This window comes from Pseudomonas sp. MSSRFD41 (genome assembly GCF_014230245.1).
Taxonomy (GTDB): Bacteria; Pseudomonadota; Gammaproteobacteria; order Pseudomonadales; family Pseudomonadaceae; genus Aquipseudomonas; species Aquipseudomonas piscis.
In genome coordinates this window covers 221837-239901 of sequence record NZ_JACKZK010000007.1, presented here as the reverse complement: position 1 = coordinate 239901, position 18065 = coordinate 221837, and the positions used below count along the sequence as shown (strand labels likewise).

At 64.5% G+C, this 18065-nt stretch carries 20 protein-coding genes; 11 read left to right on the top strand and 9 right to left on the bottom strand.

The genetic code is table 11. The features are described 5' to 3' along the window. Nucleotide 1: 1 nt before the first annotated feature. Nucleotides 2-1150 (bottom strand): muconate cycloisomerase family protein, encoded by a 1149-nt coding sequence (locus tag H7A76_RS14015; protein ID WP_185699033.1) that lies wholly within the window; start codon nucleotides 1148-1150, stop codon nucleotides 2-4. Between the two features lie 123 nt (nucleotides 1151-1273). Here H7A76_RS14015 and H7A76_RS14010 point away from each other — a divergent pair, with 123 nt between their 5' ends. Then, a complete protein-coding gene (locus H7A76_RS14010; protein WP_185699032.1) occupies nucleotides 1274-2182 on the top strand; it encodes a LysR family transcriptional regulator in 909 nt (302 codons plus the stop codon). Nucleotides 2183-2253: 71 nt separating this feature from the next. Here the strand turns inward: H7A76_RS14010 and H7A76_RS14005 are convergent, their stop codons facing one another. Then, on the bottom strand, nucleotides 2254-3006 hold the full coding sequence (locus H7A76_RS14005) for an outer membrane beta-barrel protein (RefSeq protein WP_185699031.1): 753 nt from the start codon (nucleotides 3004-3006) through the stop codon (nucleotides 2254-2256). A gap of 184 nt (nucleotides 3007-3190) precedes the next feature. Here H7A76_RS14005 and H7A76_RS14000 point away from each other — a divergent pair, with 184 nt between their 5' ends. From H7A76_RS14000 to H7A76_RS13990, 3 genes are all read left to right on the top strand, one after another. Then, a complete protein-coding gene (locus tag H7A76_RS14000; protein WP_185699030.1) occupies nucleotides 3191-3628 on the top strand; it encodes an RDD family protein in 438 nt (145 codons plus the stop codon). Between the two features lie 61 nt (nucleotides 3629-3689). Further along, nucleotides 3690-4025, top strand: coding sequence for a DUF6388 family protein (locus H7A76_RS13995; RefSeq protein ID WP_185699029.1), 336 nt, complete (start codon nucleotides 3690-3692; stop codon nucleotides 4023-4025). Between the two features lie 36 nt (nucleotides 4026-4061). Beyond that, nucleotides 4062-4766 (top strand): YoaK family protein, encoded by a 705-nt coding sequence (locus H7A76_RS13990; RefSeq protein ID WP_185699028.1) that lies wholly within the window; start codon nucleotides 4062-4064, stop codon nucleotides 4764-4766. A gap of 12 nt (nucleotides 4767-4778) precedes the next feature. On the opposite strand, the gene H7A76_RS13985 is transcribed toward H7A76_RS13990, so the two are convergent. Further along, nucleotides 4779-5528: an SDR family oxidoreductase gene (locus H7A76_RS13985; protein ID WP_185699027.1), complete on the bottom strand. Its 750-nt coding sequence runs from the start codon at nucleotides 5526-5528 to the stop codon at nucleotides 4779-4781. Nucleotides 5529-5701: 173 nt separating this feature from the next. On the opposite strand from H7A76_RS13985, the gene tusD reads away from it, so the two are divergent. The 6 genes from tusD (at nucleotide 5702) to H7A76_RS13955 (ending at nucleotide 9174) form a co-directional block, all read left to right on the top strand. Further along, nucleotides 5702-6094: a sulfurtransferase complex subunit TusD gene (tusD, locus tag H7A76_RS13980; protein ID WP_185699050.1), complete on the top strand. Its 393-nt coding sequence runs from the start codon at nucleotides 5702-5704 to the stop codon at nucleotides 6092-6094. 1 nt (nucleotide 6095) lies between these two features. Then, on the top strand, nucleotides 6096-6458 hold the full coding sequence (tusC, locus tag H7A76_RS13975) for a sulfurtransferase complex subunit TusC (RefSeq protein WP_185699026.1): 363 nt from the start codon (nucleotides 6096-6098) through the stop codon (nucleotides 6456-6458). Continuing rightward, on the top strand, nucleotides 6458-6754 hold the full coding sequence (tusB, locus tag H7A76_RS13970; protein ID WP_185699025.1) for a sulfurtransferase complex subunit TusB: 297 nt from the start codon (nucleotides 6458-6460) through the stop codon (nucleotides 6752-6754). Before tusC ends, tusB begins: the two co-directional genes overlap by 1 nt. Further along, nucleotides 6751-7086: a TusE/DsrC/DsvC family sulfur relay protein gene (locus H7A76_RS13965; protein ID WP_185699024.1), complete on the top strand. Its 336-nt coding sequence runs from the start codon at nucleotides 6751-6753 to the stop codon at nucleotides 7084-7086. Before tusB ends, H7A76_RS13965 begins: the two co-directional genes overlap by 4 nt. Beyond that, a complete protein-coding gene (locus H7A76_RS13960; protein WP_185699023.1) occupies nucleotides 7083-8084 on the top strand; it encodes a glycosyl transferase family protein in 1002 nt (333 codons plus the stop codon). Before H7A76_RS13965 ends, H7A76_RS13960 begins: the two co-directional genes overlap by 4 nt. 88 nt (nucleotides 8085-8172) lie before the next feature. Beyond that, entirely contained in the window at nucleotides 8173-9174 is a 1002-nt protein-coding gene (locus H7A76_RS13955) for a glutathione S-transferase family protein (protein ID WP_185699022.1), read from the top strand. Between the two features lie 43 nt (nucleotides 9175-9217). On the opposite strand, the gene cysG is transcribed toward H7A76_RS13955, so the two are convergent. From cysG to H7A76_RS13925, 6 genes are all read right to left on the bottom strand, one after another. Next, nucleotides 9218-10612 carry a siroheme synthase CysG gene (gene cysG / locus H7A76_RS13950; RefSeq protein ID WP_185699021.1) on the bottom strand — a complete coding sequence of 465 codons (1395 nt, stop codon included), beginning with the start codon at nucleotides 10610-10612 and terminating at the stop codon, nucleotides 9218-9220. Continuing rightward, nucleotides 10613-11893, bottom strand: coding sequence for a serine--tRNA ligase (serS, locus tag H7A76_RS13945; protein WP_185699020.1), 1281 nt, complete (start codon nucleotides 11891-11893; stop codon nucleotides 10613-10615). A 16-nt stretch (nucleotides 11894-11909) separates the two neighbouring features. After that, nucleotides 11910-12284 carry a fluoride efflux transporter CrcB gene (crcB, locus tag H7A76_RS13940; protein ID WP_185699019.1) on the bottom strand — a complete coding sequence of 125 codons (375 nt, stop codon included), beginning with the start codon at nucleotides 12282-12284 and terminating at the stop codon, nucleotides 11910-11912. After that, the gene (locus tag H7A76_RS13935; RefSeq protein ID WP_185699018.1) at nucleotides 12281-13606 is read right to left on the bottom strand and encodes a replication-associated recombination protein A; all 1326 of its coding nucleotides are present in this window, start codon (nucleotides 13604-13606) and stop codon (nucleotides 12281-12283) included. Before H7A76_RS13935 ends, crcB begins: the two co-directional genes overlap by 4 nt. Nucleotides 13607-13720: 114 nt before the next feature. Next, on the bottom strand, nucleotides 13721-14344 hold the full coding sequence (gene lolA / locus H7A76_RS13930; RefSeq protein ID WP_022639628.1) for an outer membrane lipoprotein chaperone LolA: 624 nt from the start codon (nucleotides 14342-14344) through the stop codon (nucleotides 13721-13723). Nucleotides 14345-14406: 62 nt separating this feature from the next. After that, nucleotides 14407-16815: a DNA translocase FtsK gene (locus H7A76_RS13925; protein ID WP_185699017.1), complete on the bottom strand. Its 2409-nt coding sequence runs from the start codon at nucleotides 16813-16815 to the stop codon at nucleotides 14407-14409. Nucleotides 16816-17109: 294 nt separating this feature from the next. On the opposite strand from H7A76_RS13925, the gene trxB reads away from it, so the two are divergent. Further along, complete coding sequence (gene trxB / locus H7A76_RS13920) at nucleotides 17110-18060, top strand: thioredoxin-disulfide reductase (RefSeq protein ID WP_185699016.1); 951 nt, start codon at nucleotides 17110-17112, stop codon at nucleotides 18058-18060. The last annotated feature ends 5 nt before the right edge of the window (nucleotides 18061-18065 follow it).

Here is an 18065-nt window from a genome sequence, read left to right as displayed (position 1 = left end):
CTCAGGCGTGGTGCAGCACGGGGGTGGTCTTGTCGCGGCGGAAGTACGCCAGGCGCTCCTCGTCCAGGCTCAGGCCCAGGCCCGGGGCCGTCGATACATGCAGCTGGAAGTCGCGATACAGCGGCGGCTCGGCGAGGATGTCCTCGGTCAGCAGCAATGGGCCGAACAGCTCGGTGTCCCAGGCCAGCTTGCCCAGGGTCAGGAAGGCATGGGCCGAGGCCAGGGTACCGATGCCGCCTTCGAGCATGGTCCCGCCGTAGAGGCCGATACCCGCCGCTTCAGCGATGGCGGCAGTGCGCAGGACGGCCCGAGGGCCGCCGTTCTTGGCGATCTTCAAGGCAAATACCGAGGCCGCGCCTTCGCGGGCCAGGTTGAAGGCGTCTTCCACGCACTCGATGGATTCGTCGGCCATGATCGGCGCCGGGCTGCTGGCATTCAGGCGCACCAGGCCGGCGCGGTTGTTGCGCGAGATGGGCTGCTCGATCAGGTCGATGCCGTTGTCGCCCAGGATCCGGCAGGCACGCAGGGCCACGGCCTCGTCCCAGGCCTGGTTGACGTCGACCCGCACGCTGGCGCGTTCCCCCAGGGCCTGCTTGATGGCGATCACGTGGGCCAGGTCGCGCCGTACCTCGCCGGCGCCGATCTTCAACTTGAAGATCCGATGGCGGCGCAGCTCGAGCATCTTCTCGGCCTCGGCGATGTCCTTGGCGGTATCGCCGCTGGCCAGGGTCCAGGCCACCGGCAAGGCGTCGCGCACCCGGCCACCCAGCAACTCGCTGACCGGCAGGCCGAGGCGCTTGCCCTGGGCATCGAGCAGCGCTGTCTCGATAGCGGATTTGGCGAAGGTATTGCCACGGATGCCCTGCTCCAGGCGCAACATGGCGGCGTTGATATTGCTGGCGTCCTGGCCGACCAGCAGTGGCGTGAAGAAGCGATCGATGTTGGTCTTGATGCTGTCCGGGCTTTCGTTGCCATAGGCCAGGCCCCCGATGGTGGTGGCTTCCCCCAGGCCCTCGATGCCATCGGCGCAGCGCAGGCGGATCAGCACCAGGGTCTGGTTCTGCATGGTGTGCATGGCCAGCTTGTGCGGGCGGATGGTCGGCAGATCGACGATGATCGTTTCGATCGATTCAATGGCGGAAGCGTGCATGTCCATACCCGTCAGGTTCTTGAGGTTCTGTCAGCGATTCTGTCCCGGCTTTTTACGGGGTTCCAATATAGAATTGGTCTTGCTTGATACCTAATAGGTATGCAAGGCCACCAAGGAGGAATCATGGAACTGCGTCATCTGCGCTATTTCCAGGTGCTGGGGGAAACCCTGAATTTCACCCGGGCCGCCGAGCGCCTGCACATCGCCCAACCGCCCCTGAGCCGGCAGATCCAGCAGTTGGAAGACGAACTGGGGGTACTGCTGCTGGAGCGTGGCCGGCCACTGCGCCTGACCGCCGCCGGACGGTTTTTCTACGAGCATTCCAACCGGGTGCTGGAGCAGCTGGGCAAGGTGTGCGACAACACCCGGCGCATCGGCCTGGGGCACAAGACCTGGCTGGGCATCGGTTTCGCCCCTTCGACCCTGTATGGCGTGCTGCCGCAGTTGATTCGCCGGCTACGCAGCAACGAGACCCTGGAGCTGGAGCTGGGTCTCTCGGAAATGACCACCTTGCAACAGGTGGAAGCCTTGAAGGCCGGGCGCATCGATATCGGTTTCGGACGCATCCCTATCGATGACCCGGCCATCGTGCAGAAGGTGTTGACCGAAGACCCCTTGGTGGTCGCCCTGCCCGCCGGGCATCCGCTGCTGGGGCAGCCGGTGAGCCTTGAACGACTGGCGCAGGAGCCCTTCGTGCTGTACCCGGCCAACCCACGGCCGAGCTACGCCGACCATGTGATCGCACTGTTCAATGCCCGGGGCCTGAACCTGAAGATCGCCCAGTGGACCAACGAATTGCAGACCGCCATCGGCCTGGTGGGCGCCGGCATCGGCATCACCCTGGTGCCGGCCTCGGTACAGGTGCTGCACCGCGACGACATCGGCTTTTGCCCGCTGCTGGAAACCGAGGCCACCTCGCCGATCATTCTCAGCCGCCGGATCGGCGAACCCTCGCCAGGGCTCACCCACTGCCTGCACCTGATCGCCCAGTTGCGGGCAGAGATCGGGCGCGAGCCATCCACGCTCGGCTGAAAGCACAACCGCCGGCCCCATCGAAGGACGGGGCCGGCGGTTCTGTCGCGGCTTGAGGCGGGCTGCCGCCCTTAGAACGCCAGGCCAACCTTGAAGCCGTACTCGTCACGCTTGAGCTTGGTGTTGTCGGCCACCGGCGTATCCTCGTCCAGCTTGTACTCGGTGTGGGTGTAGTAAACCCCGGCCATCACCGGCAACGAACCGTTCTGGTTCATCAGGAAATTGACTTCGGCATAGGGGTTGGTGCGGTTCTTCAGGTCCACGGTGTCGCTGCCGACATCATCCACCTTCAAGCGCGCCCGGCCATCGATAGTGTGACGGGCCCCCAGCTCCACGCGCATGGTCACGTCGTCGAACTGGTGGTTATAACCCAGGGCCGCCTTGGCGAAGGGTGACTTGTTGGTGAGTTTCATGTCGTAGTCGCCGGTGTCCGGCTCGTAGCGGGTCCAGGTGTAGCCACCGCCCACCAGCACATCGACGAAGTTGCGCGCATCCAGGGCGGCGCGCCAGCCCAGGTCGAGGTCGGCCTGGCCTTCCTTGAGCTTGTTGTCGTTCTTCTTGCCGAACTTGGCTTCGATCCCGGCCTGGTAGATCAGGCCGGACTCGGCGGTCATCTTGTTGCCGAAGTTGTAGAACACTCCACCCTCGCCCAGGTGTTCCTTGTCGCTCTGGCTACCGCCTTCGAGCTTGAAGTCGTTGTAGCTGCCGAGAATCCCCAGGGTGGAAATCGGCCCGGTGTTCGGTGCGGCCATGGCATTGCTGGAAAGTGCCAGCAAGGTGGCGGCAGAGGTGCTGGCCAGAAGGGTTGCGAATACCTTTGACATCGTGTGTGAATCTCCCTGTTTGAGAAAGGCAAATGCTGCAGGAGCCTTTTCGAGGGAAACGCAAAGCAAAAGGTTCTATTTATTTTTCACGTTTTTTTCACACCCCTGTAGCGCCTCGCCACCTGTGGGAGCTTTAGGTCGTACAATAGGCCGTTCAATACAGAGCGTAGTCTTGGGGCAATGCATGGAAGTATCGAGAGCCGGCCTGATCATCCGGCGCATTCTGGCCTACCTCGCCGACGGCGTGCTGGTACTGCTGCTGTGGTTCGCCCTGTGTCGGCTGGTGGACAGCCTCAACTATTCGGAGCTGGCGCTATGGGCCATCTGGTGTGTGTATTTTCCCCTCAGCGAATACCTGTGGCGTGGCTGCACCGCCGGCAAGGCTCTTTGCGGCCTGCAGGTGATCAATGGCATCGGCCAGCCACCCTCGCTGCCACAGGTATTGATCCGCTCGATCACCCGGCCATTGGAAGCCGCCATCAGCCCCGCGACCCTGCTGATCTGCTGCGAGTCCAGCCGCTGCCAGCGCATCGGCGACCGCCTGGCGCGCACCTATGTCATCCCGCGCAAGGACCTGGCGCGACTGCGCGGTCTACTGGCCACCCGGCTGGCCGCGCCTTGAGCATCCGCCAGCAGCGCAGCCCATGTCGCGCCTTGGCATGGCGTTTTTTCCAGGAGTCTGCATGACCAGCGAGCAACATCCCCATGAACAGGCCCTGGCCAAGTTCCTCGAACAACGCCCCGCTTTGCGGGAGCAACTGGACAGCCTCAACCCACTGCAAGCCCGGGCCCGGGGCGAAACCCCGGCGCAATATCGCGCCGAGCGCCTGCACGAGGCCTTCGAGGCCGAAGCCGAGCGCCTGGGGCTGTTCGCCTGGGAACTGAGCCTGCAACTGACCACCGACAGCCCGGAGGAATTCCACGCTCAACGCCTTGAAGTACACAAGGAGGTGGCGCAAATGGCCGGCATGCCGTGGGACGAATATTGCATCCTGCATCACCTCGACCCGCGGCCTTGAACTGCGCCCCACTGTCCCGGTACAGGAGAACCGCCGATGTTGCCTTCGACTTCCACTCACGCCGCCAACGCAGCCCTGCAGCACACGCAAAAATGGCGCGGGCGGATCGGCCTCGGGCTGGTGGCGTGTCTCTCGGTACTGGCCGGGATGACCGACGCCATCGGTTTCATGGCCACCGGTGATTTCGTGTCCTTCATGAGCGGCAACACCACGCGCATGGCAGTGGCCATCAGCGCTGGCGAGGCGGGCCTGGTGCTACACCTGCTGCTCCTGGTGGCGGCCTTCATCGTTGGCAACGCCCTGGGCGTGGTGGTCAGTCGCCTGACCGGGCATCGCGCCCTGCCCTTGCTGCTGGGCATCGGCGCATTGCTCTGTGCCAGTGCCGCCTGGCCCGTGGAGCAACAACTGCCGGCCCTGCTGGCGGCAATCGCCGCCATGGGCATGCTCAATGCCGTGGTGGAAGAAGTGAATGGCCTGCCCATCGGCCTGACCTATGTCACCGGCGCCCTGTCGCGCTTCGGGCGGGGCCTGGGCCGCTGGCTGCTGGGGGAACGGCGCAACGGCTGGCGGGTACAACTGGTGCCCTGGACGGGAATGTTCGCCGGGGCGGTGCTGGGGGCACTGCTGGAACATCACCTGGGGCTCAAGGCACTGTATGCCAGCGGGGCGTTCGCGGTGCTGCTGGGGGTGGCGTCGCTGAAGATTCCACGCCGCTGGCAACTGGGCTACAAGACCCGCTGACAAGAGGCGCGATCAGCTGAACAGGCCACCGTTGTCGGTATCGATGACGATGGACGACAAGCTCACATGCCGTGGCCGGGTGAGCGCGAAGATCACCGCCTCCACCACATCGCGGTTGGTCCCAGAATCGCCCTTGCGCCGCTCCGGCACCTGCTCCCAGGCCTCATCCAGGGGCGAGATATCCTCCAGGTAGGGCGGATGCACGCACAACGAGCGAACCGGCGTACCCCGCAGGACCTGGCGCAGGCCGTCGGCCAGGGCCAGTTGTCCATGCTTGGCCGCATAGAACGGCAGCGACACGCTGTGCAGGGGTGCATTGGGCAGGCCGCTGATGGAGCCGATGGTGACGATGTCCGGGCGGCTGGAGGCCTTGAGCGCCGGCAGCAGGCCCTGGGTCAGGAGGAAGGTGCCACTCAGGGCCGCGTCGATCACCCCGGTGACTTCGGCAACACTATGGGGTTGCTCGCTGGACTCCAGCCACATGGCACCGTTGTTGATCAGGATATCCACCTGCGGCTGGCGCACATGGATCTCGGCCAGGGCCGCCTTGACGCTGTCGCTGTCGGCCAGGTCCACCACCACTGGCTCGGCAGTGCGCCCGGTGCGCTGCTCGATGGTGGCGGCGACTTGCGCCAGTGCCTGCGGGTTGCGCCCGCAGAGAATCAACTTGCAGCCCTGGTCCGCCAGGCTGATGGCCAGCGCCGCCCCCAACCCGCGCCCTGCGCCTGTTACCACGGCTACCGCCGAATTCAAGCCAGTCATCCCTTGCTCCTTGTACCAGGTCGATTGAAGGCGCGAGTCTATCCGCATCATGAGGGGGTGGCTGGGGTAAAGCTTTTCCCGATATGTCCCACCCCGGCAGCCGGCCGAAACGGGTTTAGCCGATCCCCGGAGAAAGCTTTATCATGGCCGCCGAGTTATCCATCGAGGCCGTCATGAAGTTCGCCATCGCCCTGTTCTCCGCCGCCCATGCGCCCTCTTCGCGCCGCGCCCTGCTGTTCGCCCAGGCGGCGCTGGCGGGCGGGCATGAAATCGTCCGGCTGTTTTTCTACCAGGACGGCGTATACAACGCCGTCAACAGCATCGTCACGCCCCAGGACGAGCAGGACCTGCCCCGGGAATGGCGCGAATTCGTCCGCCAGCATCGACTGGACGCGGTGGTGTGCATCGCCGCCGCCCTGCGCCGGGGCACGCTGAATGCCGACGAGGCCCAGCGTTACCAGCGCGCCGCGGTGAACGTCGAGGCCCCCTGGGAGCTTTCCGGGCTTGGCCAGTTGCATGACGCGGTGCAGAGCGCCGACCGCCTGATCTGTTTTGGAGGAGCCTGAGATGGCCAAGTCCCTGCTGCTGGTCAGTCGCCAGGCACCCTGGTCCGGCCCCGGAGCCCGCGAGGCCCTGGATATCGTCTTGGCCGGCGGCGCCTTCGACCTGCCCATCGGCCTGCTGTTTCTCGACGATGGCGTGCTGCAACTGATGCCCGGCCAACAGGCCAAGGCCCTGCGCCAGAAGGACCTGGCTGCCAACCTGCAGGCGCTGTCGCTGTTCGGTGTCGACGAGGTCTTTGCCTGCCGCAGCAGCCTCGACGCCCGGGGCCTGGACCCGAGCACCCTGGGCCTTGATGCCGTACAACTGCTCAGCACCCCGGAACTGGCCGGGATCATCGACCGCTATGACCAGGTGATTACCCTCTGATGTCGACCTTGCATGTGTTGTCCCACTCGCCCTTCACCGACGACCGCCTGGCCAGTTGCCTGCGCCTGCTGGGGAGCGCCGATGCGTTGCTGCTGTGCGGCGACGCGGCCTATGCCCTGCAACCCGGTACCGCCCCCGGCAATGAGCTGCAAGCGCGCGACGGCCTGAAACTCTATGTCCTGGAAGAAGACCTGCGCGCCCGGGGCCTGGCCCTGCCCGCCTGGGCCGAAGCCGTGGACTATCCGGGGTTCGTCGAATTGTCGATCCAGCATGACAAGGTCAATACCTGGCTATGAGTACCCTGACCCTGGGCGGGCGCGCCATCGAACTGGACAAGGACGGCTACCTGGTCGACCTCGCCGACTGGTCCGCCGAAGTGGCCCTGGCCCTGGCGGCCACCGAGGAACTGCAACTGGGCCCGGAGCATTGGGAAATCATCGAGCTGCTCCAGGCTTTCTACCGGGAGTTCCAGCTGTCGCCCGCCACCCGTCCGCTGATCAAGTACACCGCCCTCAAGCTGGGGCCGGACAAAGGCAACAGCCTGCACCTGAACCGCCTGTTCAAGGGTACTCCCGCCAAACTGGCCGCCAAGCTGGCGGGCCTGCCGAAGCCGACCAATTGCCTATGAACGATCATGCCCCGCTGCTCATGCAAACCCCGGACGAACATCCTTTCGCCCAGTTCGTACGGATTCTCGGCAAGGGCAAGCGCGGTGCCCGCGGCCTGACCCAGGAAGAAGCCCGGCAAGCCATGGGCATGCTGCTGGACGAACAGGTCGAGGATACCCAGCTGGGCGCCTTCCTCATGCTCCTGCGGCACAAGGAGGAGAGCCCGGAGGAACTGGCCGGCTTCACCCAGGCCCTGCGCGAGCGCCTGGACGTCCCGGCCATTAGCCTGGACCTGGACTGGCCGAGCTATGCCGGCAAGAAGCGCCACCTGCCCTGGTACCTGCTGGCAGCCAAATGCCTGGCCCAGAACGGCGTGCGTATCCTGCTCCACGGCGCCGGCGCCCACACCGCCGGACGCCTGTATGCCGAACAACTGCTGGAGCCCCTGGGCATTCCCCTGTGCCGTGGCTGGCAAGCGGTGGGCGCGGCCCTGGACCGGGGCAACCTGGCGTTCATCCCCCTGGTGGACTGGGCTCCGCAGCTGCAACGGATGATCGACCTGCGCAACGTCCTCGGCCTGCGCTCGCCGATCCACTCCCTGGCCCGCCAGCTCAACCCCCTGGGCGCCCGTTGCGGCCTGCAGAGCATCTTCCACCCCGGCTACCAGGCGGTGCACCGCGAGGCCGCCAGCCTGTTGGGGGACAACGTCATAGTGATCAAGGGTGATGGTGGCGAGATCGAGATCAACCCTGACACCATCAGCCATCTATATGGCACCCGCGACGGCATCGCCTGGGACGAGGAATGGCCCGCGCTGTCGGCGCAACGCCATGTGAAACCGGCCAGCCTGGAACCCGAGCATCTCAAGGCGCTATGGCGCGGCGAGGTTGAAGACAGCTACCCGCAACTGGCGCTGCTGGCGACCATGGCCCTGGCCCTGCGTGGCCTGGGCACGCCCCGGGAGCAAGCCTTCGAACTGGCGCGCCAGTACTGGGATAACCGCGATAGATCGATCTGATCGATCCTGATCACCCAGGTTTTGCGCTTTTTCTTCGAACGCCCAGGCATAGACTGCACGCCTACGCATAACAGCTGAGGAGCATTCCATGGGTTTGCTGATCGAAGGACGCTGGCATGACCAGTGGTACGCCAGCGGCAAGGACGGGTCTTTCCAACGCGAACAGGCCCAGCGACGCCACTGGGTCACCGCCGATGGCCGGCCAGGACCCAGTGGCGAAGGCGGTTTCGCGGCCGAAGCCGGGCGTTACCACCTCTATGTGTCCCTGGCCTGCCCCTGGGCCCATCGCACCCTGATCCTGCGCCAGCTCAAAGGCCTGGAGAGCCTGGTGGAAGTATCGGTGGTCAGTTGGCTGATGCGCGAGCATGGCTGGACCTTCGACCCCTCCCAAGGCTCCAGCGGCGATCGCCTGGACGGCTTGGATTTCCTGCACCAGCGCTATACCGCCGACACCCCGGACTATACCGGTCGCGTCACCGTGCCCTTGCTATGGGACAAGCAGCAGCGGCGCATCGTCAGCAATGAATCGGCGGAGATCATCCGCATGTTCAACGGCGCCTTCGACCACCTGACCGGCAATCGCCTGGACTTCTACCCGCAGCCCTTGCGCTCGCGCATCGACCAGCTCAACGGGCGCATCTACCCGGCCCTGAACAATGGCGTGTACCGCGCCGGCTTCGCCACGTCGCAACAGGCCTACGAGACGGCCTTCGATGAGGTGTTTACCGAGCTGGACGCCCTGGAAGCCTTGCTCGATGGACAACGCTACCTCGCCGGCCAGTACCTGACCGAGGCGGATGTACGCCTGTTCACCACGCTGATCCGTTTCGACGCGGTGTACCACGGCCACTTCAAATGCAACCTGCGGCGTATCGCCGACTACCCGAACCTGTCCAACTGGCTACGGGAGCTGTACCAGTGGCCGGGGGTCGAAGGGACCGTGGACTTCAGCCATATCAAGAACCACTACTACGCCAGCCACGCCACCATCAATCCGACCGGCATCGTGCCCAAGGGGCCATTGCTGGACTTCGGCGCCAGCCATGACCGGCAGCGCCTGGACGGACGTGGAGTGTGGTGCAGGGATTGAGCGCCGTCGCCGCCAGGCTGCAACCTGGCGGCAGCGACGGGTTTCAGGACTGGGGCTGGGCGCCTTCGAACCAGGCCAGCTTGTCGCGCAGCTGGACCACTTCGCCGACGATCACCAGGGTTGGAGCATGGACTTCGTGCTCCGCCACCAGGGCCGGCAGGTCCGCCAGGGTCCCGGTGAAGACTCGCTGGTTGCTGGTGGTGCCCTGCTGGATCAACGCCGCCGGGGTGCTGGCAGCGCGACCGTGCTTGATCAACTGCTCGCAGATGACCGGCAGCCCCACCAGGCCCATGTAGAACACCAGGGTCTGGGCCGGTGCCACCAGGTCGGCCCACGGCAGGTTGGTGGTGCCATCCTTGAGGTGCCCGGTGACGAAGCGTACCGATTGCGCATAGTCGCGATGGGTCAGCGGAATCCCGGCATAGGCCGAGCAACCACTGGCCGCGGTGATCCCCGGCACCACCTGGAAGGCGATGCCCTGGGCCGCCAGCTCCTCGATCTCCTCGCCACCACGGCCGAAGATGAACGGATCACCGCCCTTGAGCCGCACCACGCGCTTGCCTTGCCGGGCCAGCTCCACCAGTTTCTGGTTGATCTGGTCCTGGGGCACGGCATGGTCGGCGCGGCGCTTGCCCACATAGATGCGCTCGGCGTCACGCCGGCACAACTCAAGGATCGCCGGCGCCACCAGGCGGTCGTAGAGCACCACATCGGCCTGCTGCATCAGGCGCAGGGCACGGAAGGTCAGCAGGTCCGGATCACCCGGGCCGGCCCCCACCAGGTACACCTCGCCCCGGGCACTGGGCGCCTGGCCGTCGATCCGCGCTTGCAGCAAACGCTCGGCCTCGGCCCCCTGCCCCGCCAGCTGGCGGTCGGCGACAGGGCCCTGGAATACTTCTTCCCAGAACGCCCGGCGCTGCTGCACGTCCGGGAACAGGTTCTTGACCTGGGTCCGGAAACGCGCGGCCAGGCCGGCCAACTGGCCGTAGGTCGCGGGAATCCAGGTTTCCAGCTTGGCCCGGATCAGCCGCGCCAGCACCGGGGCATCGCCACCGCTGGAGACGGCGATGACCAAGGGCGAACGATCGACGATGGCCGGGAAGATCACGCTGCACAGGGCCGGCGCATCCACCACGTTGACTGGCAGGCCGCGCCGCTGGGCATCGGCGGAAACCTGGGCATTGAGGGGCTGGTCGTCGGTAGCGGCGATGACCAGGGTGCAGCCGTCGAGGTCGGCCTCGACATACCCGCGCAGCAGGGACTGGCCGCCGCTGGCGACCACCAGTTCCTGCAATTGCGCTTCTATCTCAGGTGCGACCACCCGCAGCTGCGCACCGGCATCGGCCAGCAGACGGGACTTGCGCAAGGCAATCTCCCCTCCACCGACCACCAACACACGACTGCCGCGAAGCTTGTGAAACAGCGGCAGGAATTCCATTTAGCCGATGACCTCGATGCCGCCCATGTAGGGCTTGAGTACATCCGGCACGCGGATCGAACCGTCGGCCTGCTGGTAGTTCTCCAGCACCGCCACCAGGGTCCGGCCTACGGCCAGGCCGGAACCGTTGAGGGTGTGCACCAGCTCCGGCTTGCCGGTTTCCGGGTTGCGGAAACGCGCCTGCATGCGGCGGGCCTGGAAGTCGCCACAGTTGGAGCACGAGGAGATCTCGCGATACTTGTCCTGGCTCGGGATCCAGACTTCCAGGTCGTAGGTCTTGACCGCGCTGAAGCCCATGTCGCCGGTGCACAGGGCCAATACGCGATAGGGCAGTTGCAGCAGCTGCAGGACTTTCTCGGCGTTGGCGGTCAGGCCTTCCAGGGCTTGCATGGAAGTCGACGGCTCCACCACCTGGACCATCTCGACCTTGTCGAACTGGTGCTGGCGGATCATGCCGCGGGTATCACGGCCGGAAGCACCGGCTTCGCTACGGAAGCACGGGGTGTGGGCGACCAGTTTCAGCGGCAGTTGCTTGGAGTCGAGGATCTCCCCGGCAACGATGTTGGTCAGCGATACTTCGGCGGTCGGAATCATGTACAGATCGGCCTCGCCTTCGCGGGTGATCTTGAACAGGTCTTCCTCGAACTTGGGCAACTGGCTGGTGCCGAACAGCGCCGGCGCCTGCACCAGGTACGGGGTGTAGGCCTCTTCGTAGCCATGCTCGCCGGTGTGCAGGTTGATCATGAACTGCGCCAGGGCGCGATGCAGGCGGGCAATAGGACCGCGCAGCAGGGCAAAACGCGCGCCCGACAGCTTGGCCGCGGTTTCAAAATCCAGCCAGCCGTGGGTTTCACCCAGGGCCACGTGATCCTTGATCGGGAAGTCGAAGCGGGCCGGAGTGCCCCAGCGGCGCACTTCGACGTTACCGTCCTCGTCCGCGCCGACCGGCACCGATTCGTGAGGCAGGTTGGGAATGCCGAACAGGATCGAGTCCAGCTCGCCCTGGATGCTTTCCAGCTCGGCCTTGCCGGAGCTGAGCTCGTTCCCCATGCGCTCGACATCGGCCATCAGCGGGGCGATGTCTTCGCCGCGCTGCTTGGCCTGTCCGATGGACTTGGAGCGCGCGTTACGTTCGGCCTGCAGTTGCTCGGTGCGGGTCTGCACGATCTTGCGCTGTTCTTCCAGCGCTTCGATGCGTGCCACATCCAGGGCGAAGCCGCGGGATGCCAGACGATCCGCTACGTCCTGAAGGTTGCTACGTAACAGTTTGGAATCGAGCATGTCGTTCTCTCGTTTATCAAAGTTTGGTCAGGGACAGGCCGGCCCAGGTGGCGAGCAGCCCGCCGAATACACTCAGCGCCGCATAGCCCAGGGCCAGCGCCACTTGTCCGCCTTCCAGCAGACGCACGGTATCCAGTGAAAAGGATGAAAAAGTCGTCAGCCCGCCGAGGAAACCGACGATCAATCCGGCACGCACTTCGATCGGCACTTGCGGACGGATCAGGAACAGTCCGTACAATACGCCGATCAGCAGGCAGCCCACGATATTAACGGCCAGCGTCGCGGTATAGAAGTGCCGCGGCCAATTGGCGCTGATCCAGTTGCCGGTAGCGAAGCGCAACAGGGTGCCGGCGACGCCGCCAGCCGAAACCGCGAGTATCAACGGGATCAAGGTTTTCTCCGCTGCAGGGGGCTGGCCCGGTCCAGGGCGGCCAGGTGCTTGAGCTTCTCGCCGATCTTCAATTCCAGGCCCCGGGGTACCGGCTGGTAGAGGGCCAGGGGCTCCAGCGCCTCGGGGAAGTAATCCTCGCCGGCAGCATAGGCATCCGGCTCGTCATGGGCATAGCGATACTCCTCGCCGTAGCCCAGTTGCTTCATCAACTTGGTCGGGGCGTTGCGCAGGTGCAGCGGCACTTCCAGCGAACCATGCTCGGCAGCGGCGCGCATAGCGCTCTTGAAGCCCATGTACACCGCATTGCTCTTCGGCGCACAGGCCAGGTAGGTGATGGCCTGGGCCACCGCCAGCTCGCCCTCGGGGCTGCCCAGCCGCTCTTGCACATCCCAGGCCGCCAGGCACAGGCTCAGGGCCCGGGGGTCGGCATTGCCGATGTCCTCGCTGGCCATGCGCACCACGCGCCGGGCGATGTACAGCGGATCGCAGCCGCCGTCGAGCATGCGGGCGAACCAGTACAGGGCGCCATCGGGATTGGACCCACGCACCGACTTGTGCAACGCGGAAATCTGGTCGTAGAACGCCTCGCCGCCCTTGTCGAAGCGTCGCCGGGTATCGCCCAGCAGGCTCTGCAGCAGGTCAGTGCCGATCTCGCCGCCGTCCTCGGCCAGGTCGGAGGCGTTTTCCAGCAGGTTGAGCATGCGCCGGCCATCGCCATCGGCGGCCGACATCAGCATCTGGAAGCCTTCGTCGCTCAGGCTCAGGTGTCGCTTGCCCAGGCCGCGTTCCTCGCCCAGGGCACGCTGCACCAGCTTGCGCAGCGCCGTCTCGTCCAGGCTCTTGAGCACATAGACCCGGGCCCGGGACAGCAGTGCATTGTTGAGTTCGAAGGAGGGGTTTTCCGTGGTGGCGCCGATGAAGATCAGCGTGCCGTCTTCCACGTAGGGCAGGAAGGCATCCTGCTGCGACTTGTTGAAGCGATGCACTTCATCGACGAACAAGATGGTGCGCCGACCATATTGTCCGGCCTGCTGCTTGGCGACTTCCACCGCCTGGCGGATCTCCTTGACCCCGGACAACACCGCCGAGACGGTCTCGAAATGGGCATCGGAAACATCCGCCAGCAGCCGCGCCAGCGTGGTCTTGCCCACGCCCGGCGGCCCCCAGAAGATCATCGAATGCAGCGCGCCCTGCTCCAGGGCTTCGCGCAACGGCTTGCCCCGGGCCAGCAGGTGCTCCTGGCCGACGTATTCGTCCAGGTTGGTGGCACGCAAGCGCGCGGCCAGCGGCTGGGCGATCGGTGCACTACGAAACAGGTCCATGGACTTTCTTCAAACCTCGGGGCGGCGACGCGGAACGGCCCCGCCCCGGCGGCGCCAGGCCGCATCCTGCCGATGCAATCCTGGACGAACGCCGCCGGGGCGCGGAACCGGCTCTTACTCCTGGATCACATCGGCACCCTTGGGGATGTCGAACTTGAACCTGGAAGCCGGGATCGACTCATTGGCCTTGACCCCGGTGAACAGGATATTGGTGCGCTGGCCGACGCTGTCGATCAACTGCATGTCGTTGATCATGCCGTTGCGAAACGACAGGCGCAGGCTGTCGAACAAGGTGTCGCGGGTCTTGGGCTTGAGGACGAAGTCCATTACTCCACCGGCTTCCTTGGAGGTGATGTCGAAGCTTTCGCTGATCTTCGACACATCGCCGGAAAGCAGCAGCGCCGGGGTCTGGGTCAGGCGCTGGTCGAGCTTCTTGATGGTCACCTGCTCCAGGTCAGGGTCCCAGAGCGAAACCTTCTGGCCATCGGAAACCATCAACTGCTCCTGGGGAGCATCGGTGTGCCAGTAGAACAGGCCAGGACGCTGCAAGGACATCTCGCCCGCGGTTTCCTGCAACTGGGTGCCACTGCCGTCGAGGGTCAGCTGCGAGAAACGCGCGCTCAGGGTCTGGGACTTTTCCAGCAACTGGGTCAGCCGGGCCACATCCTTGGGATCGGCGTGGGCCGACAGGGTGGTCACGGCCAATACCGGCAGCAGCAACATGCGAATCAGGCGCATGGGATTCCTCATTCAGGTGGATGGAGCGGCGTGGCCTCACGCCGCCGATATCGAAACCGCGATCAGTCGCGCGAAGGGCCGGGAGCCAGGACTTCGCGGGAACCGTTGGTGTTCATCGCCGTCACCACCCCGGCCATTTCCATGGCCTCGATCATCCGGGCGGCGCGGTTGTAGCCAATCTTCAGCTTGCGTTGGACCGCGGAAATCGAGGCCCGGCGGCTTTCCAGCACGAATTGCACCGCTTCGTCGTAGAGCGCGTCGGCTTCCGGGTCATCGCCCTCGCCACCGCCGCTGCTGCCTTCGAAACCGCTACCGGCCTCTTCGACGCCATTGAGGATGTCGTCGTTGTATTCCGGCGCGCCGCGCAGCTTCCAGGCCTCCACCACGCGGTGCACTTCATCGTCGGATACGAAGGCGCCATGGACCCGGATCGGCAGGCTGGTGCCGGGCGGCATGTAGAGCATGTCACCGTGGCCCAGCAGTTGCTCGGCGCCACCCTGGTCGATGATGGTCCGCGAGTCGATCTTGCTCGACACCTGGAACGCCATGCGGGTCGGGATGTTGGCCTTGATCAGGCCGGTGATCACGTCCACCGATGGCCGCTGGGTCGCCAGGATCAGGTGGATACCCGCCGCACGGGCCTTCTGGGCGATCCGCGCGATCAGCTCTTCGACCTTCTTGCCGACGATCATCATCATGTCGGCGAATTCGTCCACCACCACCACAATGGTCGGCAGCTTGGTCAGCAAAGGCGCTTCGTCGTGGATGCTCTCGCGGTTGTACAGCGGGTCGGCCAGCGGCGTGCCAGCTTCTTCCGCTTCCTTGACCTTGGCGTTGAAGCCCGAGAGGTTGCGCACGCCCATCTTGGCCATGAGCTTGTAGCGCCGCTCCATCTCGGCCACGCTCCAGCGCAGGGCGTTGGCCGCGTCCTTCATGTCGGTGACCACCGGGCACAACAGGTGCGGGATACCCTCGTAGATCGACAGTTCGAGCATCTTCGGGTCGATCATGATCAGCTTGGCGTCTTCCGGACCGGACTTGAACAGGATCGACAGGATCATCGCGTTGACCCCCACCGACTTACCGGAACCGGTGGTACCGGCCACCAGCAGGTGCGGCATCTTCGCCAGGTCGGTGATGATCGGCTTGCCGCCGATGTCGTGGCCCAGGGCCAGGGTCACCGGAGACTTGAAGTTGTCGTATTCCGGAGTCGAGAGTACCTCGGAGAAACGCACGATCTGCCGGTCTTCGTTGGGAATCTCGATACCCACGGTGGTCTTGCCGGGAATCACTTCCACCACCCGCACACTGGTCACGGCCAGGGAACGGGCCAGGTCCTTGGCCAGGTTGGCGATCCGGCTGACCTTGACCCCGGCCGCTGGCTGGATTTCGTAACGGGTGATCACCGGTCCCGGGTGGATGGAGTCCACCGCGACCTCGACCCCGAACTCCTTGAGCTTGATCTCCAGCAGGTGGCCGACGGCCGCCAGGGACTCGGGGGAGTAGTTGAGCTGTTTCTTTTCCGCGGGGTCGAGGATCGAGATCGGCGGCAAGGTGCCTTCCACCGCGCTGTCGATGAACAACGGTACCTGCTTCTCCTTCTGCACCCGCTTGCTCGGCTCCGGCGCCTTGGTGGCCACTGGCGTGATCACCGGCGGCACCTGTTTCTCACGCTCGGACATGTGCTTGCTCAGGGCCTGCTCACGCTCGATCAGGCGCTCCTTGACCTTGGCCTGCTCGCGCTTGTCGGCGACGCTCGGCGCCACCACTTCGTCGACCCGGGCGTCCACTTCGCGCAGTTGCGCCACCAGTTGCTTGCGCTCCATGCGCTCGTCCCACCAGCGATTGGCAGCGCCATGGACCAACTCGAACAGATCGAGGGTGATCTTGCCGGTGACGTCCATGACCTTGAACCAGGACAGGTCGGTGAACACCGTCAGGCCGAACAGGAACAGGGCGATGAACATCAGGGTACTGCCCTGGATGTTCAGGGCATTCTTGGCCAGGTCACCCAGGCTCTCGCCCAGGGCGCCGCCAGCACCGGCCGGCAGGCCCGTGGCGGCATGGAAATGGATATGCGCCAGCGCCGCGCCGGACAACACCAGGAACACCAGGCCGATCAGGCGCCAGGAAAACAACCAGCCACTCCACTGCCAGGGCTCATGGCGCTGGCGGAAGATCTGGTAGGTCTTGATCGCCAGCAACAGCGGGAAGATATAGGCGAAGTAACCCAGCACCATGAACAACATGTCGGCGCTGTAGGAACCGGCGGGACCACCGAAGTTCTGCACGTCCTCGATCTTGCTGTTATGACTCCAACCCGGATCGTCCTTGCCATAGGTCAAAAGCGCCATCATCAAGAACAGGCACAAGGCTCCGATGGCGATCAGCGCACCTTCCTTGAGCCGGTAGTGCAACTGTTGACGCCAGAGCGGAACAACGGATTTGGGTGCTGCGGTGGATTTCTTCAAAACGCGTCTTTTCCTGCGCCAAGGGCGCGTCCAACGGGTGATTGACTACAAATACTGCTCAATCCGAGCAGGTAAATAAAGTTGACCGGCGTAACTGGGGCTACTTTTAACATTCAGTCACTTGCTTCTGAAACAGTGCAATTGCGAATAAGCCCGCCATAACGCCACATTGTACGGGTTTGTTCACTCCATGCCACGCCAGGAAGGCTCGCCGGGCATCGCTTTCTGCCTGTCATACGCTGTTCAATTGGAGCATGCATTCTCTTTGCTGACAAAGGCTTATGAGGTGTTTTTATGAACGACGCGAAGCATTCACGCCTGATCATCCTGGGCTCCGGCCCTGCCGGCTACAGCGCTGCGATCTACGCCGCCCGGGCCAACCTCAAGCCGACCGTGATCACCGGCCTGCAGGCCGGCGGCCAACTGACCACCACCACGGAAGTGGACAACTGGCCCGGCGATGTCGAAGGCCTGACCGGTCCGGTGCTGATGGAACGCATGCAGAAACACGCCGAGCGCTTCGACACCCAGATCGTCTATGACCACATTCACACCGCTCAGTTGCAGCAACGGCCCTTTGTCCTGGTCGGCGACAGCGGCAGCTATAGCTGCGACGCGCTGATCATCGCCACCGGGGCATCGGCGCAATACCTGGGCCTGCCCTCCGAAGAAGCCTTCTCCGGCAAGGGCGTTTCGGCCTGCGCGACCTGCGACGGTTTCTTCTATCGCAACCAGGTAGTGGCGGTGATCGGCGGCGGCAATACCGCAGTAGAGGAAGCCCTGTACCTGTCGAACATCGCTCGGGAGGTGCACCTGGTGCATCGCCGCGACAAGCTCCGGGCGGAGAAGATCCTTCAGGACAAGCTGTTCGACAAAGCAGCCAATGGCAACATCCGCCTGCACTGGAACCAGCATCTGGATGAAGTACTGGGCGATGCCAGCGGAGTCACGGGCGCGCGCTTGAGGGACAGCCAGACCGGCACCACCACCGACCTGACGCTGTCCGGGGTGTTCATCGCCATCGGTCACAAGCCCAATACCGACCTGTTCCAGGGCCAACTGCAGATGCGCAACGGCTACCTGCTGGTCAAGGGCGGCAGCGAAGGCGACGTCACCGCCACCGACATCCCCGGAGTGTTCGCTGCAGGTGATGTGGCGGACCATGTCTACCGCCAGGCCGTCACGTCCGCCGGCGCCGGCTGCATGGCTGCCCTGGACGCGGAAAAATTCCTCGACGACAACTAGGGCCT

Excerpts from the sequence above, each read along its gene's own strand:
- H7A76_RS14005 (WP_185699031.1), bottom strand. The coding sequence starts at position 3,006 with ATGTCAAAGGTATTCGCAACCCTTCTGGCCAGCACCTCTGCCGCCACC.
- H7A76_RS13990 (WP_185699028.1), top strand. The coding sequence starts at position 4,062 with ATGTTGCCTTCGACTTCCACTCACGCCGCCAACGCAGCCCTGCAGCAC.
- H7A76_RS13955 (WP_185699022.1), top strand. The coding sequence starts at position 8,173 with ATGGGTTTGCTGATCGAAGGACGCTGGCATGACCAGTGGTACGCCAGC.
- H7A76_RS13935 (WP_185699018.1), bottom strand. The coding sequence starts at position 13,606 with ATGGACCTGTTTCGTAGTGCACCGATCGCCCAGCCGCTGGCCGCGCGC.
- cysG (WP_185699021.1), bottom strand. The coding sequence starts at position 10,612 with ATGGAATTCCTGCCGCTGTTTCACAAGCTTCGCGGCAGTCGTGTGTTG.
- H7A76_RS13960 (WP_185699023.1), top strand. The coding sequence starts at position 7,083 with ATGAACGATCATGCCCCGCTGCTCATGCAAACCCCGGACGAACATCCT.
- H7A76_RS13985 (WP_185699027.1), bottom strand. The coding sequence starts at position 5,528 with ATGACTGGCTTGAATTCGGCGGTAGCCGTGGTAACAGGCGCAGGGCGC.
- H7A76_RS14000 (WP_185699030.1), top strand. The coding sequence starts at position 3,191 with ATGGAAGTATCGAGAGCCGGCCTGATCATCCGGCGCATTCTGGCCTAC.
- tusB (WP_185699025.1), top strand. The coding sequence starts at position 6,458 with ATGTCGACCTTGCATGTGTTGTCCCACTCGCCCTTCACCGACGACCGC.
- H7A76_RS13995 (WP_185699029.1), top strand. The coding sequence starts at position 3,690 with ATGACCAGCGAGCAACATCCCCATGAACAGGCCCTGGCCAAGTTCCTC.
- trxB (WP_185699016.1), top strand. The coding sequence starts at position 17,110 with ATGAACGACGCGAAGCATTCACGCCTGATCATCCTGGGCTCCGGCCCT.
- lolA (WP_022639628.1), bottom strand. The coding sequence starts at position 14,344 with ATGCGCCTGATTCGCATGTTGCTGCTGCCGGTATTGGCCGTGACCACC.
- tusD (WP_185699050.1), top strand. The coding sequence starts at position 5,702 with ATGAAGTTCGCCATCGCCCTGTTCTCCGCCGCCCATGCGCCCTCTTCG.
- H7A76_RS14015 (WP_185699033.1), bottom strand. The coding sequence starts at position 1,150 with ATGCACGCTTCCGCCATTGAATCGATCGAAACGATCATCGTCGATCTG.
- H7A76_RS14010 (WP_185699032.1), top strand. The coding sequence starts at position 1,274 with ATGGAACTGCGTCATCTGCGCTATTTCCAGGTGCTGGGGGAAACCCTG.
- serS (WP_185699020.1), bottom strand. The coding sequence starts at position 11,893 with ATGCTCGATTCCAAACTGTTACGTAGCAACCTTCAGGACGTAGCGGAT.
- tusC (WP_185699026.1), top strand. The coding sequence starts at position 6,096 with ATGGCCAAGTCCCTGCTGCTGGTCAGTCGCCAGGCACCCTGGTCCGGC.
- H7A76_RS13965 (WP_185699024.1), top strand. The coding sequence starts at position 6,751 with ATGAGTACCCTGACCCTGGGCGGGCGCGCCATCGAACTGGACAAGGAC.